The following is a 14,048-nucleotide window of genomic DNA, read 5'->3' on the forward strand; positions in this document are numbered from 1 at the left end:
GCACTCCTTCCTGGGAGGAAGGAGACCGGGGCGCGGATCCCGGCGGGGTCGCCAGAGACGGCGGACGGGCCGCGACCGCGGAGAGCCCGCCGGCCCGCCGGGCCGCCGCGGCGCCGGGCGACGAAGGGGACGGCCAGGCCGGAGCCGTACCGGACGACCGGTGACGCCCGCATGCTGAGCCCATCCGTTCCCCGCATTCATTCTCGTCGCCGACCTCGTTTTCCGAGAGCTCACGGTAGCCTGCCTCGTCGTGACGAGTGGCGAGGTGACCATGGAGGGACGGCCGGCGGGCAGGCGGCCGGCGTGGGCGTGGCCGCTGGCGTCGCTGATCGTCGTGGCCGCCGCGGCGCCCCTGGTGCTCCACTGGCTGGGCAACGTCGACGACCAGCGTCTGGTCGATCTGGACGTTTACCGCACCGGCGGCGAGATGGTCCTCTCGGGGCGGCCGGTCTACGACTTCATCACGCCCGCGCCGCAGCTGCTGCCCTTCACCTACCCGCCGATCGCGGCCCTGCTGGCCATGCCGCTGGCGGTGATGTCGTGGCCGGCGGCGCAGTGGGTGTGGACGGCGGGGATCTTCGTCACGCTGGCGATCACCGTCGGGTACGGCTTCCGCGCGCTGTTGGCCCGCGCCGACCGGCCCGCCGCGGCCCCGGACGGCGCGGCCCCGGACGGCGCGGAGGCCGCCACGGGCGGCCCGGGGGCTCCGGGGAGCGGCACGGGCGCTGCGGGACGGCTCCGGAGGGTGTCGCGGCAGGTGCGGATGCCGGTGGCGTTCGCGTTCCTGACGGTCATGTGCACCTACCTGATGCCGATCAGGGACCAGGTCCGCTTCGGGCAGGTGGACATCCTCCTGGTCGCGCTCTGCCTGGCCGACTGCGCCGCCCGGCGGCCGGTGTGGCCGCGCGGCATGCTGATCGGGCTGGCCACGGCGGTCAAGCTCACCCCGGGCGTCTTCCTGATCTACCTCCTCGTCACAGGATTCGGCCCCGGGGCACGCGAGGAGCAGCGCAGGACCTTCTTCATGGCCGTCTTCACGGCCACGCTGCTGACCCTGCTGCCGTTCCTGGTGATTCCGGCCGACGCCGCAGACTTCTGGTTCCGCGCGCTGCTCGATCCCGAACGGCTCGGCGCCAACGCCGCGACCACCAACCAGTCGATGCGCGGCATGCTCATCCGCCTGTACATGCCCGACGCGCTGACCGGCCTGGTCTGGGTCGCCCTGGTGGCGGTGGTCGGCTGGTACGGCTTCCGCCACGCCCGCAGGGCCCTGCTCGGCGGCGACGGGACGACCGCCGTCGCCCTGGTCGGGCTGATGGCGGTGCTGCTCTCCCCGGTGGCGTGGATCCACCACCTGGCCTGGGCGGTCGTGGTGCTCGGCGCGATCGCGGGCGACGGGCGGGACCCGGTGCGGGTCCGGGTTGCGGCCGGGGTGTGGCTCTACTACGTGCTGCCGATCCCCTGGTGGGGCGTGGCGATCAAGGCGGCGGAGGTCCCGGTCGTCAGCCCGGTGCTGGGCAAGGTCGTGCAGAACGCGTTCGGCCTCGGCGCGCTGGGTCTGGTGTGGCTGCTCGGCGTCTGGCTGCCGAGACGGCGCGAGGCGTTCCGGGAACCCGGCGCCGGGCTCCCCCGGGCCGAGGTCTCCTGAACCCGCCTCGGCGGACCCGTCCCCGCCTCCGGGAGATCCCCCGGAGCCGGGGACGGGTCCGGGGGATCTCCCGGAGGCGTCCGCGGGGCCGGAATTCACAGGCGGTCAGTATGCAGTTCTCCGCACACTTCCGGACACCCACCGGATAACCTGGGAGTATGCCGAAACTCGCCTATCTGGGACCGGAGGGCACCTTCGCGGAGGAGGCCCTGCGGATCCTGGCTCCGGAAGCCGAGCGCCTGCCGAGCGCCAACGTCAGCGCGGCGCTCGACGCCGCCCGGCGAGGTGAGGCCGACGGTGCCGTCGTCCCGCTGGAGAACTCGCTCGAAGGCGCCATCGCCACGACCCTGGACGAGCTCGCCTGGGGCGACCCGCTGCTGATCGGCGCCGAGGTGCTGCTGCCGGTCGAGTTCTCGCTGCTGGCCCGTCCGGGCACCGAGATCGGCCAGATCAAGCGGGTCTTCTCCCACCCGGCGGCCCTCACCCAGTGCCGCGGCTTCATCGCCCGCGAGCTGCCGGACGCGGTGACCATCGCCGCCCCGTCGACCGCCGGCGCGGCCCAGGAGGTGTCCCTGCCCGCCTCGCCGTACGACGCGGCCATCGGCGCGCGCATCGCCGGGGAGCACTACGGCCTCGTCGAGCTGGCCGCCCGCATCGGCGACCGCTCCGACACGGTGACCCGCTTCGTCCAGGTGTCCCGCCCCGGCCCGCTGCCCGAGCCCACCGGCGCCGACCGGACCTCCCTGGTGGTCTTCCTGTCCGACGACCACCCGGGCGCGCTGCTGGAGATGCTGACCGAGTTCTCGGTGCGCGGGGTCAACCTGACCCGCATCGAGTCGAGACCCACCGGTGACGGCATCGGCCGCTACTTCTTCCACTTCGACTTCGAGGGCCACGTCGCCGAGGCCCGGGTCGGCGAGGCGATCTCCGGTCTCCACCGGGTCTGCTCCGATGTGCGCTTCCTCGGCAGCTACCCGCGCGCGGACGGCGTCTCCCCGCGGCCCAAGCGGGGCACGGCCGACGCCGACTTCGCCGAGGCCGGCGACTGGCTGTCCAGGATCAGGACCGGTCGGGTCTGACCGCCGCCGGCGGGAACCCGTGGGCCCTCGGCCTGCGGACGCTCCGGTAGGCGGTATATCCGCGCGGGCGCGAGCCGTACGTCGGTAGCCTATGTCTGTGATTGACCTGCGTACCCTTCGTGAGGATCCCGACCGGCTACGGGCGTCGCAGCGTGCCCGTGGTGCAGACGACTCCGTCGTCGAGACGCTGCTCGACCTGGACGAGCGCCGCCGCTCCGCGCTGAGCTCGTTCGAGTCCCTGCGCGCCGAGCAGAAAACCATGGGCAAGTCGGTGTCGAAGGCGTCCGGAGAGGAGAAAACGGCGCTGCTCAACCGCGCCAAGGACCTCGCCGCCCAGGTCAAGGCGATGGAGGCCGAAGCCGAGAAGCTGGCGGCCGAGCTCGACGCGGTCCTGCAGACGGTGCCCAACATCGTCGAGGAGAGCGCCCCGCACGGCGGCGAGGACGACTACGTCGTGCTGGAGGAGGTCGGCGAGAAGCGGGTCTTCGACTTCGAGCCCAAGGACCACCTGGAGCTGGGCGAGCTGCTCGGCGCCATCGACATGGAGCGCGGGGCCAAAGTCTCGGGTTCGCGGTTCTTCTTCCTCAAGGGCGTCGGCGCCAGGCTCCAGCTCGGCCTGCTCAACATGGCCATGCAGCAGGCGATCGGGGCCGGGTTCACACCGATGATCACCCCTGTCCTGGTGAAGCCCGAGGCGATGCAGGGCACCGGCTTCCACGTGGCCCACGACAAGGAGATCTACCGTCTGCCCGAGGACGACCTCTACCTGGTCGGCACCTCGGAGGTGCCGCTCGCGGCCTACCACGCCGACGAGATCCTCGACGCCGCCGCGCTGCCGCTGCGCTACGCGGGCTGGTCGTCCTGCTTCCGCCGCGAGGCGGGCTCGTACGGCAAGGACACCCGGGGCATCATCCGCGTCCACCAGTTCGACAAGGTCGAGATGTTCTCCTACTGCCGTCCCGAGGACGCGCACGAGGAGCACCTGCGGCTGCTCGCCTGGGAGAAGGAGATGCTCGCCAAGATCGAGGTTCCCTACCGCGTCATCGACACGGCCGCGGGCGACCTGGGCACCTCGGCCGCGCGCAAGTTCGACTGCGAGGCGTGGATCCCCACCCAGGGCCGCTACCGCGAGCTCACCTCGACCTCCAACTGCACCGACTTCCAGGCCCGCCGCCTGGCCGTGCGCTTCCGCGACTCCGGCGGCAAGCCCCGGCACGCCGCCACGCTGAACGGCACCCTGGCCACGACCCGCTGGATCGTCGCCATCCTGGAGAACCACCAGCAGGCCGACGGCTCGGTCGTCGTCCCCGAGGCCCTGCGCCCCTACGTCGGCCTGGAGGTCCTGGAGCCGGCCAAGTAGGGCCCAGGGGTCCCACGCGTCCCAGACGGGGGTCCGGCCGCTCAGGCCGGGCCCTCGCTGCTCTCCCCGTCCATGACCGCCCGGCGGTCCGTCTCGACGCGTTCGAGCGGTTCCGCAGGTGCGGGCCGCGGTCACTCGGCGAGGTAGCGCTGGAGGGTCGGGCCCAGCCAGTGCACGATCTCCTCGCGGGACATGGCGACGACGGGGGGCAGGCGGAGCACGTAGCGGCACAGGGCCATGCCGAGGACCTGGGAGGCGGCGAGCCCGGCACGGGAGGGTGCCTGGGAGGGGTCGTCGTGGAGTGCGGCGATCAGCGGGCCGAGCTGGGCGGCGAAGATCCCGCGCAGGCGTTCGGCGACGGCCTCGTTGGTGACGCCGGTGCGCAGGAGGATCATCATGCCCTCGTCGCCCTCCCACCGGTCGAGGAAGTGGGTGACGAGCGCCGTTCCCACGCTCTCGCGGGGAAGCCCGGTCAGATCCGGGAAACGCAGGTCGACGTCGGCCGCGGCGGCGAACAGCTTCTCCTTGTTGCCGAAGTAGCGCATGACCATCGACGGGTCGATCGCGACGTCCGCGGCGATGGCGCGGATGGTGGCCCGTTCGTATCCGTCGGCCGCGAATCGCTCGCGGGCCGCCGCCAGGATCAGCGCCTTGGTGTCCTCCGATGACCTTCTCATGCCAACAAGTGTAGGCCAACAACTGTTGACATCGCCGCGAGGAAGGCGCATCGTTATGCCAACAGACGTTGACCAACAAGCGTTGACATTCCTCATGGAGGCCGAGATGCTCCCCACCCGTACGGACGTCCTCGTCATCGGCGCCGGCCCGACCGGGCTCACCGTCGCCGCCTCCCTCTGCGCGCAGGGCCGTGACGTGACCGTCGTCGACAGCCAGGCCGCGGGTGACAACACCTCGCGGGCCGCCGTGGTGCACGCCAGGACGCTGGAGGTGCTGGAGCCGCTGGGGGTCTCCGGCCGGCTCGCCGGGCAGGGCATCCACGCCCCCCGGTTCACGATCAGGGACCGGGACCGGGTGCTCGTCCCGGTCGAGTTCGACGACCTGCCGACCGCCTACCCCTACACGCTGATGATCTCCCAGGCCGAGACCGAGCGGACCCTCCTGGAACGCCTCGAAGAGCTGGGCGGCCGGGTCGCCAGGCCGTACACGCTGGAGAGCCTCACCCAGGACGGCGAGGAGGTCACCGCGGTCATGACCGACGGAAGCACAGTCCGGGCGAAGTACGCGGTCGGTGCGGACGGCATGCACAGCACGGTCCGCGAGCAGGCGGGCATCGGCTTCACCGGCGGGCAGTACGGCGAGTCGTTCAGCCTGGCCGACGTCCGGCTCTCCGGCGGGGTGCCCGACGACGAGGTGGTCCTCTACTTCTCGCCCGCCGGGCTGGTCGTGGTCGCCCCGCTGCCCGGCGGGATCCACCGGATCGTGGCCACGGTGGACGCGGCGCCCGCCGTACCCGACGCGGCCTTCGTGCAGGCGCTGCTGGACGGCCGGGGGCCGCAACGGGAGCGGGCGGTGGTGCGCGAGGTCCTGTGGGGATCCCGGTTCAGGGTCCACCACCGGGTGGCGGACACCTACCGCGCGGGGCGGGTCGTCCTGGCGGGCGACGCCGCCCACGTCCACAGCCCCGCAGGAGGGCAGGGGATGAACACCGGCATCCAGGACGCCACGGCGCTCGGTGAGGCGCTGGGAGCCGCTCTGAGGGGCGAGGAGGGGGCCGTGGACGCCTACGCGGCCGCCCGGCGCCCGGTCGCCGAACAGGTGGTGGCCTTCGCGGGCCGCCTGACCGGCCTCGCCACCACGCCCAGGCGCCTGCGCCCGGTGCGCAACCTGGTCCTGCGGACCCTGGCGCGGGTCCCGGCCTTCCGCCGCAGCCTGGCCTGGCGGCTCTCGGGACTGGTCTACAGGGGCTGAGCGCCACCGGAGGGGCCGGAAAGCACTAGGGCGGAGTTCGCGTAAAGCGAACCCCGCCCTAGTGATCTAGTGGTCTATGCGTCAGACGGCGCGGACCTGCGAAGCCTGCGGACCCTTCTGACCCTGCGTGATCTCGAATTCGACGCGCTGGCCGTCCTCGAGGCTACGGTAGCCGTTGCCGACGATCTCGGAGAAGTGCACGAACACGTCCGGTGCACCGCCATCCGGTGCGATGAAGCCGAAGCCCTTTTCAGCGTTGAACCACTTGACGGTTCCCTGAGCCATTAAAGCTCTCCCTCAGGATTTGAAACTATGGGATTCACACCTCGTGAACCCCCGTGTGTCGTACAGCGGGGCCCCGGGTGGCTTCAGATCTCATGCTCTGGTCATGCACTACGGGATCAGCTAATACAACGCCATCACATCTAACACTATCCCGCCTCCGCGTGTTCCCGCCATCGGGAAGATTTCTCTCCAGATCGATCCCGGGACTGGCGCGGCGGGCGTCACAGTGCAGACTGGGACCTGTTATGGGAAGTCCCCGGCTTGTCGCCACAGATCTCGATGGTACCGCCCTGCGCTCGGACGGCACCGTCTCGCCCCGTACCGCCGCCGCGTTCGCCCGTGTCGAGAACGCCGGAGCCACGCTGGTCTTCGTGACCGGCCGTCCGCCGCGGTGGATGCACAGCGTCGCGGGCGCCGTGCACCACCGCGGGCTGGCCATATGCGCCAACGGCGCCCTCGTGTACGACCTTCACACCGAGCAGATCGTGAAATCGCGTCTCATCGAGCCGGAGGTGCTCGAAGAGGTGGTGCGGAGGCTCCGGGAGAAAGTTCCGGAGCTTTCCTTCTCTGTGGAGTACGAGGGCGGTTTCGCCCACGAATCGGACTTTCGTCTCGGCGGCTGGGACAGCAAGGCGGTCGCCGGGCTCCGCGTCGGCACCGACACCCTCACCTCGCGGCCGTGCGCCAAGCTCCTGGCCCTGCATCCCCGGATGGACCCCGACATCCTCCAGGCGGCGGTGTGCGGGCTGGTCGGGGACCTGGTCACGCCCACCCACTCCAGCGGCCGGGCGCTGATCGAGATGAGCGCCCACGGCGTGACCAAGGCCTCGGCCCTCGCCGAGCTCGCCGAGGCGCAGGAGATCACGCCGGCCGGAGTGGTCGCCTTCGGCGACATGCCGAACGACCTGCCGATGCTGCGGTGGGCCGGGACCGCCTACGCGGTGGCCAACGCGCACCCCGAGGTGCTGGCCGCGGTCCACCACGTGACCGCGGCCAACGACGACGACGGGGTCGCCCGGGTTCTCGAAGAACTCTTCTGAGCCCGGCCCCCGGACCGCCCTCAGAGGTAGGGGCCGGAGCTTCCCTGCTGGGGCCCCTCCTGGTGGAGGGAGGCGCCGCCGGGCAGCGCCCGGCGCATGTTCTCCAACTGGGCCCGGGCCGCCATCTGCTGGGCGAACAGCGTGGTCTGTATCCCGTGGAACAGCCCTTCCAGCCAGCCGACCAACTGGGCGTGGGCGATCCGCAGCTCCGCATCGCTCGGCGGGGTGCCGTTCTCCTCGGTGAAGGGAAGCGACAGGCGCTCCAGCTCCTCCACCAGCTCGGGCGCCAAGCCGTCCTCGAGCTCCTTGATGGAGCTCTGGTGGATCTCCTTGAGCCGCTTGCGGCTGGCGTCGTCCAGAGGAGCCGCGCGGACCTCCTCGAGGAGCTGGCGGATCATGCTGCCGATGCGCATCACCTTGGCGGGCTGCTCGACGAGATCGGTGATCGACCGCTCGTCGCTCTCCTCGGCGGGCTGCATGCCCTGGGGGCCCACTACCACGATGTGCGGGGTGTTCTCCTCAGCGTTCATGGAATCAACCTACTCACTGCCGCCACGTGGCGGGACGGTCCGGGGCGCGGACACGGTCTCCGGTCTGCGGCCGTACCACGGGTGTCACGGGGCGTTCGTCAGCAGGACCTTGCCGACGTGCTCCCCGGCCTCCACGATCCGGTGCGCCTGCGCGGCATCGCTCATGGGCACCCGCGCGTGCACCACCGGGCGGATCGCACCCGCGTCGACCAGCGGCCAGACGTTGTCCACGACGCCGCGCACGATGACGCCCTTCTCGTCGACCGGACGCGCGCGCAGCGTGGTGCCGTGCACCGAGGCGCGCTTGACGAGCAGCGACGCCAGGTCCAGCTCACCCTTGGTGCCGCCCTGCATCCCGATCACCACGAGCCGGCCGCCGGTCTTGAGGGCCCTCACGTTCCGGGCGAGGTAGCTGCCGCCGATGATGTCGAGGATCACGTCGGCCCGGACCTTCTCCGCGAAGTCCTCCTCGCGGTAGTCGATCCCCTCGTCCGCGCCGAGCTCCAGGCAGCGGGCGATCTTCTCGGCCGACCCCGCCGTGACGACGACGTGCGAGCCGAACGCCTTGGCGAGCTGTACGGCGAGCGTGCCGATCCCGCTGGCGCCGCCGTGGACGAGGAGTGTCTCACCCTTGCGCAGGCGCGCGGTCATGAACACGTTGGACCAGACCGTGCACGCGACCTCGGGCAGCCCCGCGGCCTCGACCAGGTCCACCCGGTCGGGGACGCGCATGACCTGCTGCCAGGGGACGGCGACACGCTGCGCGTACCCGCCGCCGGCCAGCAGGGCGCACACCCGGTCGCCCGGGACGAAGCCCTCGACGTCGGCGCCCACCTCGCTGACGACTCCGGAGCACTCCAGCCCCAGGTACGGAGGGGCGCCGGCGGGCGGGTCGTACAGGCCCTGGCGTTGCAGGAGGTCGGCCCGGTTGACCGCCGAAGCGGCAACATCGATGATGATTTCTCCCCGTTCAGGACGAGGGTCGGGAACCTCCTGCCAGGAGAGGACCTCGGGCCCGCCGGGGCCTTCAACCATGATGGCGTGCATGCGGTCAACGCTATCGGGGAACCCAACTCGGTGGTTGCCTGCATCGAAGAGAACACGGGGCGTTAATCTTCAATGTGTTTGCTGCCCCTTTAGCCCATCCCGAGGGGGAACACGGTGGCAAGACACGATCGTGAGGAATCTCTCGAGGAACAGCTCGCTTGGCTCGACGCCATCAAGGAGCAGGAGGAGGCACCCGCCATTGCGGTGACCGTCGCCGCGGCGACGGACGACGCCGTCATATCGCCATACCCGCAAGACCCGTGGAGCCTGGTGCCCGCGGAGCCCGACACCTCGTCGTCGCCGCTGTTCCGCGCGGCCGCCGAGCCCGAGCACGCGTCCGCGGACGCCCCCGTGACCGCCACGGATCCGCCGGTGGAACAGCAGGCCGAGGCCGCCGACGCGGCCGAGTGGGCGGAGGCGGCAGGAGCCGCGAGCTCCTTCACGCTGCCCTCCGCGCCCGCGCCGGAGGACAACGACGGCTTCCTGGCGCCGCTCAAGCCGCTGCCCCGCCCGGAGCCCGGCTCCGGTGGTCCCGGTCCGGGCTTCGGCTCCGGAACGACCGGCGAGTACGCCCTGGGCGACCTCGCCGGACCGGAGCGGGAGCCGTCCAGGGGCCTGTTCGAGGAGCCCCGGCGCGGCGAGGCGCCGGCCGACTCCTTCACCCTCCCCTCCGCCGGGCTGCCCGCCCCGGGCGCCGAGCCCTTCGGCCCCAGGAGCGCGGAGTCCGACACCGGCAGGTTCGCCCCCGGCGCCGAGCCGGACGCTGACCGCTTCAGCCGGGGTGAGACCGATCCCGGATACAACCGGTTCGCGTCCGGCGGCACGGAGGCCGGGCGCGGCAGGTCCGCGCCGGAGGCCGACACGCCGCCCGCGCCCGCCGAGCCCTTCAACGCCGAGATCCCCGGCTCCTTCGGCGCCGACCGGCAGGACCCGGCCGCGTCGCCGGAGCGTTCCGCACCCGGTGCGTTCGCCTCCGACCTCTCCGAGACCGCCAAGGTCCGCCCCCGCGGCTGGGATGCGGCCCCCGAACCCGACCGCGGCTGGGACACGGCCCCCGAGCCCGACGACAACTCCGAAACCAGCCGGAACGACACCGTCGGAGCCGTCCGGGCCGCGGCCTTCGGCACGGGCCGGGGCACGACACCCTCGGTCGACGACCAGGACGCGGCCGAGTCCGTGCGGGAGCCGTACCAGGCGCGCCGTCGCCAGGTCCCGACGCCCGCCTTCGGATCTCCGGCCCGGCGGCAGGACCCGGGCGCCCCCCGGCCGTCGGCCGACAGCCTGGACCCCGAGTCGCTGCTCAAGGGCCGCCGCAACGGCCCCTCCGGCGGCTGGCGCAAACTGGTCTTCAAGGCCTCGGCCGGCCTGATCAAGCCCGGCGAGTCCCCGGAGGTCCGCCGTCGCGGGGAACTGCTCACCCGGGCCCGCACTCCCGTGGCCACCGGCCACCACCGCGTCGCCGTACTGAGCCTGAAGGGCGGCGTCGGAAAGACCACCACCACGGTCGGCCTCGGTGCCACCCTCGCGCAGATCCGCGGCGACCGGGTGATCGCGGTGGACGCCAACCCCGACCGGGGCACCCTGTCGGACAAGGTCGAGCTGGAGACCGCCGCGACCGTTCGCGACCTGCTGAACGAGCGCGGCCAGATCAAGCGCTACGTGGACATCCGGGCCTTCACCTCGCAGGCCCCGTCCCGCCTGGAGATCCTCGCCTCCGACCGCGACCCGTCGGTGTCGGAGGCCTTCAGCGCGTCCGACTACCAGTCGGTGGCCCAGGTCCTGGAGAACTTCTACTCGATCTGCATCACCGACTGCGGCACCGGCCTGCTCCACTCGGCGATGTCCGGAGTCCTCGGACTGGCCGACCAGCTCGTCCTGGTCAGCTCCCCGTCCGTGGACGGCGCCAGGGCCGCCTCCGCCACGCTCGACTGGCTGGAGGCCCACCACTACGAGCACCTCGTCCGCTCCGCCACGGTGGTGCTGTGCAGCGTTCGCCCGCGGTCGAAGTCCACGATCGACCTCGACCGGCTGGAAGCCCACTTCGCCGCCCGCTGCCGCGCGGTCATCCGCGTGCCCTACGACCCCCACCTGGAGGAGGGAGCCGAGATCGACCTGGAGAGGCTGCAGCCCGCCACCCGCGAGTCCTACCTCCGCCTGGCCGCCTCGGTGGGAGACGGCTTCGCTCCCGTGCAACCCTGAGTCCCGGTACGGCAGGCGCCTCGTCCGGCGGTTGGGACGAGGCGCCGCGCGGTACGGGTCATGAGAGACTAAGGTTCAATCCGACGCGTCTCGAGGGACGCGTCGCCCAGGAGAGCTCGCCTAGTGGACGATGGCGGCGGTCTTGAAAACCGCTAGGTCGGGTGACCGGCCTCGTGGGTTCGAATCCCACGCTCTCCGCTGAGCACGCGAAACGGCGTCTGACCAGGACTTCTGTCCAGGTGAGGCGCCGTTGATCGTTTCCGGGGTGCGCAGCCGTATGCCGCTCTGAGCCACCGCATGTCGCTGGTCGTGGGATATCTGTGGGATGGAATCGGTCGCGTTCGCCCAGGTCAGGTCGAGCGGTGACGGAGTCCTTCACGTGCCTCCAGGCGATCTTCGTGTGTTTTCACCAGGAGGTGGCCTCGAAGATCAGGAAGACGGGACCGAAGGCGTACTCCATCCAGCCGTCATGGGTGATCACGTCGTGAACGCCGTGGAGGACGAAGAACGGCCCGAAGACGAACACCCACATCCCGGTCTCGCAGTCCTCCCTCCTACTGCGCTGCCTGCTCTCTGATCCTCGGCGTCGGACACGGGACCTCAGACCGAACCACAGGTGGCGCAGTGGTGATGGATACCGCCGTCCGATGACGGTGGCCGCTGGAGCCGGCGTGCCTTGCGGCGGTCGTGGGTGGCCAGCGCGGCCCATACGGCCAGGTAGATCGTCACGAACATGACGACTCCGCTGATCAGCGGAGCGAGGAAGAACAGGAACTCGATCCCGGACGGCGTCAGGGGAGATACGAGCTCACCGGAGATATCGGGAGACTCAGGGGACATGAGGTGCTCACAGTTCGCTGAACGAGGTCACGGGCCGCTCTTACCTTCGACCGCGGCGACGTGTGGCTGAGTTTTCCCATGAAGGGACACTTCGTTCGCATCGGAGGGGTCAGGGGTCTGAATCCCCTCATCTCCACCCAGGCCGAAGGCCGTCTCCGGCTACCGGAGGCGGCCTTTTCGATCTATCTGCAGTTGGAGGTCCTGACGCAATGGGCGTTGGAGGCGTCGCCGGAGAGGAGCTCATATCCGTTTGCCGCCGGCCAGTGCGGTCGGATAGGAAGCTCGCATGCTAAGAGGTGACAAGGTTGGGCTCAGGGCCCGGATCTCGTGGGCCCCATCACTTTCATGACTCGGCGTTCCTGACGGCCGGCCCTCAGGGACGGTGGAAGGCCACCTCGGGGTTGGCGGTGGACGGGCCATCCAGCAGCGGCTGACGCTTGCCGCGCAGGTGCTGGTCGAAGAAGGCGCCCACATAGGCCGTGGTGATCTCGCCCGACCGCTTTCCCGAGAGTGGAGCGGAAGGGTCGATGACTCCGGCCTGTCCGCCCAGGACCGGCAGGTCGATGAAGGTGAAGTGACCGGAGTCGGCGACCGTCAGCCAACGCTTCCAGCCGTTCAGACGCTTCCAGGCCGGCAGCCAGCTCCTGTCGACGGAATCAGGCGAGTGATGGGCCTTGGTGCCGAGCATGAGGAAGGGCCGCCTGCCGAGGCCGGACTGCGGTACCTGTGAGAAGAACGTGCCGTCCAGGTTCACGCCGGCGCGGACGCGGGGGTCGGCGGCCATGGCGTCGGCGGCGGCGTTGCCGCCCAGAGAGTGGCCGGCGGCGCCGATGCGCTTCGGGTCGATCATCTTCCGGTGCTTCCAGCCGGACGGGTGTCCGGCGGTGCGGGTCAGCTCGTCCACCACGAAGGAGATGTCGGCTCCTCGGCCGTCGGCGGCCTCGCCCAGCAATTTCCTCTCCGCTTCATCGGACGGAGCCTCCTCGATGGTGTCGCAGGCGATGCAGGTCAGGGTACGGCCACCCGGGAACGTGGTGCCGAATGACTCGTAGGCGTGATCCACGAGCGCGACGACGTAGCCCTTCGAAGCCAGTTCCTCGGCGAGCATCGTCAGAGTGGCGCGGTTGAGCGAGAAACCCGGTGAGAGGACCACCAGGGGATGCCTGCCTCCGACGGGGGGAGCACCGGCGCGGGCGTTCACACGGACGCCCGTGAGCTGCTCGGCCTTGAACGCGGTGTCGAGTTTCAGCCCTTTGAGCAGGAGTCCGGCCTCATCGGTGGTCATGTACGGGGCCGGGCTGCCACCGTTCACCGCGGGGTAGTACATCGACACCATCAACTCTCGCCCGCCCGCTGTGGCCACCCAGGGGTCGCGCCGCTCCTTGTCGACGAGATGCAGGATGTCGCGCCCGACCGCGTACCGTCCGGTGGGGCGGGGGATCGAGAGGCTCCGGTCGGAACCCTCCGGGGAGGAGGCGGCTGAGGCCGGAACCGATGCCGAGACGGTCGTCGCGCCCCACAGGGGCAGCGTCAGGGTGAGGAAGGCGGCCGTGACTCCACGGCGAGATCCGATCATGAGTAGGAGCGTAAGAAGGGCCCGGCTGCGCTCGACACTCCCGGAAGACCTGTTCGCTCCCTTACTTTCGTAAGAGCTCGGCCGTCCGGGGCGGCCGGGTTACGGGACGGAGGCCACGGCGGGGCCCTCCTCGTGAGGGTGCGGCCGTGCCCGCCGTGTGCCCGATGGACCGGTACGGCTGCCTCCCCGCACCCCTGAACGCCGGCCACACCTCGAGCCGGGAGACGTGATCACCATGGCGGCCGGCCCACGCCCTCCGGCGGCGGTTGCCGCACCGCTTCAGGTGATGAGGTCCTTGGCCAGGACGATGCTGTCGTAGTTGGTGACGCCCCATTTCCACGTCCCGATCGACGTGTAGCCGTGCCGGCCGTCTCGACCCGCCGGCTGACGATCTCTGCTCCGCAACGCTCCGGACAGACCAGTCGTTGCGCGGCATCGCCACGGGGCGATCCCAGGAGGAGCGCACCACACATCGCCGCCACATCAACGGTTTGCCTCACACCGGCCGTGGCAGA

Annotated in this window: 14 protein-coding genes and 1 tRNA gene; 7 read left to right on the plus strand and 8 right to left on the minus strand. The window is 70.8% G+C overall.

The features are described from left to right. The first annotated feature begins 250 nt into the window (after window positions 1–250). The 3 genes from HS041_RS04755 to serS all read left to right on the plus strand — a co-directional run bounded on the left by HS041_RS04755 (window position 251) and on the right by serS (window position 4,087). A complete protein-coding gene (locus HS041_RS04755) occupies window positions 251–1,648 on the plus strand; it encodes a glycosyltransferase 87 family protein (protein ID WP_307845171.1) in 1,398 nt (465 codons plus the stop codon). Between the two features lie 158 nt (window positions 1,649–1,806). Beyond that, window positions 1,807–2,727 (plus strand): prephenate dehydratase, encoded by a 921-nt coding sequence (gene pheA, locus HS041_RS04760; protein ID WP_196439277.1) that lies wholly within the window; start codon window positions 1,807–1,809, stop codon window positions 2,725–2,727. Between the two features lie 97 nt (window positions 2,728–2,824). Further along, window positions 2,825–4,087: a serine--tRNA ligase gene (serS, locus tag HS041_RS04765; protein ID WP_196439278.1), complete on the plus strand. Its 1,263-nt coding sequence runs from the start codon at window positions 2,825–2,827 to the stop codon at window positions 4,085–4,087. A gap of 131 nt (window positions 4,088–4,218) precedes the next feature. On the opposite strand, the gene HS041_RS04770 is transcribed toward serS, so the two are convergent. After that, window positions 4,219–4,764: a TetR/AcrR family transcriptional regulator gene (locus tag HS041_RS04770; protein ID WP_196439279.1), complete on the minus strand. Its 546-nt coding sequence runs from the start codon at window positions 4,762–4,764 to the stop codon at window positions 4,219–4,221. Window positions 4,765–4,846: 82 nt separating this feature from the next. Between HS041_RS04770 and HS041_RS04775 the strand changes: the two genes are divergently transcribed. Further along, window positions 4,847–6,016 (plus strand): FAD-dependent oxidoreductase, encoded by a 1,170-nt coding sequence (locus tag HS041_RS04775; protein WP_230878421.1) that lies wholly within the window; start codon window positions 4,847–4,849, stop codon window positions 6,014–6,016. A gap of 81 nt (window positions 6,017–6,097) precedes the next feature. On the opposite strand, the gene HS041_RS04780 is transcribed toward HS041_RS04775, so the two are convergent. Further along, on the minus strand, window positions 6,098–6,301 hold the full coding sequence (locus HS041_RS04780) for a cold-shock protein (RefSeq protein WP_196439280.1): 204 nt from the start codon (window positions 6,299–6,301) through the stop codon (window positions 6,098–6,100). A gap of 245 nt (window positions 6,302–6,546) precedes the next feature. Between HS041_RS04780 and HS041_RS04785 the strand changes: the two genes are divergently transcribed. Next, window positions 6,547–7,341, plus strand: coding sequence for an HAD family hydrolase (locus HS041_RS04785; protein WP_196439281.1), 795 nt, complete (start codon window positions 6,547–6,549; stop codon window positions 7,339–7,341). Window positions 7,342–7,361: 20 nt separating this feature from the next. On the opposite strand, the gene HS041_RS04790 is transcribed toward HS041_RS04785, so the two are convergent. Continuing rightward, window positions 7,362–7,871 (minus strand): bacterial proteasome activator family protein, encoded by a 510-nt coding sequence (locus tag HS041_RS04790; RefSeq protein WP_196439282.1) that lies wholly within the window; start codon window positions 7,869–7,871, stop codon window positions 7,362–7,364. Window positions 7,872–7,955: 84 nt separating this feature from the next. Beyond that, on the minus strand, window positions 7,956–8,918 hold the full coding sequence (locus HS041_RS04795; RefSeq protein WP_196439283.1) for an NAD(P)H-quinone oxidoreductase: 963 nt from the start codon (window positions 8,916–8,918) through the stop codon (window positions 7,956–7,958). Between the two features lie 114 nt (window positions 8,919–9,032). Between HS041_RS04795 and HS041_RS04800 the strand changes: the two genes are divergently transcribed. Beyond that, entirely contained in the window at window positions 9,033–11,117 is a 2,085-nt protein-coding gene (locus tag HS041_RS04800; protein ID WP_307845172.1) for a nucleotide-binding protein, read from the plus strand. Window positions 11,118–11,226: 109 nt separating this feature from the next. Further along, window positions 11,227–11,315: transfer RNA gene (locus HS041_RS04805), tRNA-Ser, on the plus strand. Between the two features lie 208 nt (window positions 11,316–11,523). Here the strand turns inward: HS041_RS04805 and HS041_RS39150 are convergent. From HS041_RS39150 to HS041_RS39155, 4 genes are all read right to left on the minus strand, one after another. After that, on the minus strand, window positions 11,524–11,649 hold the full coding sequence (locus tag HS041_RS39150; RefSeq protein WP_255529542.1) for a hypothetical protein: 126 nt from the start codon (window positions 11,647–11,649) through the stop codon (window positions 11,524–11,526). A 68-nt stretch (window positions 11,650–11,717) separates the two neighbouring features. Beyond that, the gene (locus HS041_RS04810; protein ID WP_196439284.1) at window positions 11,718–11,957 is read right to left on the minus strand and encodes a hypothetical protein; all 240 of its coding nucleotides are present in this window, start codon (window positions 11,955–11,957) and stop codon (window positions 11,718–11,720) included. A gap of 373 nt (window positions 11,958–12,330) precedes the next feature. Continuing rightward, window positions 12,331–13,533, minus strand: coding sequence for an alpha/beta hydrolase family protein (locus tag HS041_RS04815; protein ID WP_196439285.1), 1,203 nt, complete (start codon window positions 13,531–13,533; stop codon window positions 12,331–12,333). Between the two features lie 279 nt (window positions 13,534–13,812). Beyond that, window positions 13,813–13,938 (minus strand): hypothetical protein, encoded by a 126-nt coding sequence (locus tag HS041_RS39155; RefSeq protein WP_255529543.1) that lies wholly within the window; start codon window positions 13,936–13,938, stop codon window positions 13,813–13,815. Window positions 13,939–14,048 lie beyond the last annotated feature (110 nt).

Origin of the sequence: Planomonospora sp. ID67723, from assembly GCF_015711605.1 — a bacterium.
Lineage (GTDB): Bacteria > Actinomycetota > Actinomycetes > Streptosporangiales > Streptosporangiaceae > Planomonospora_A.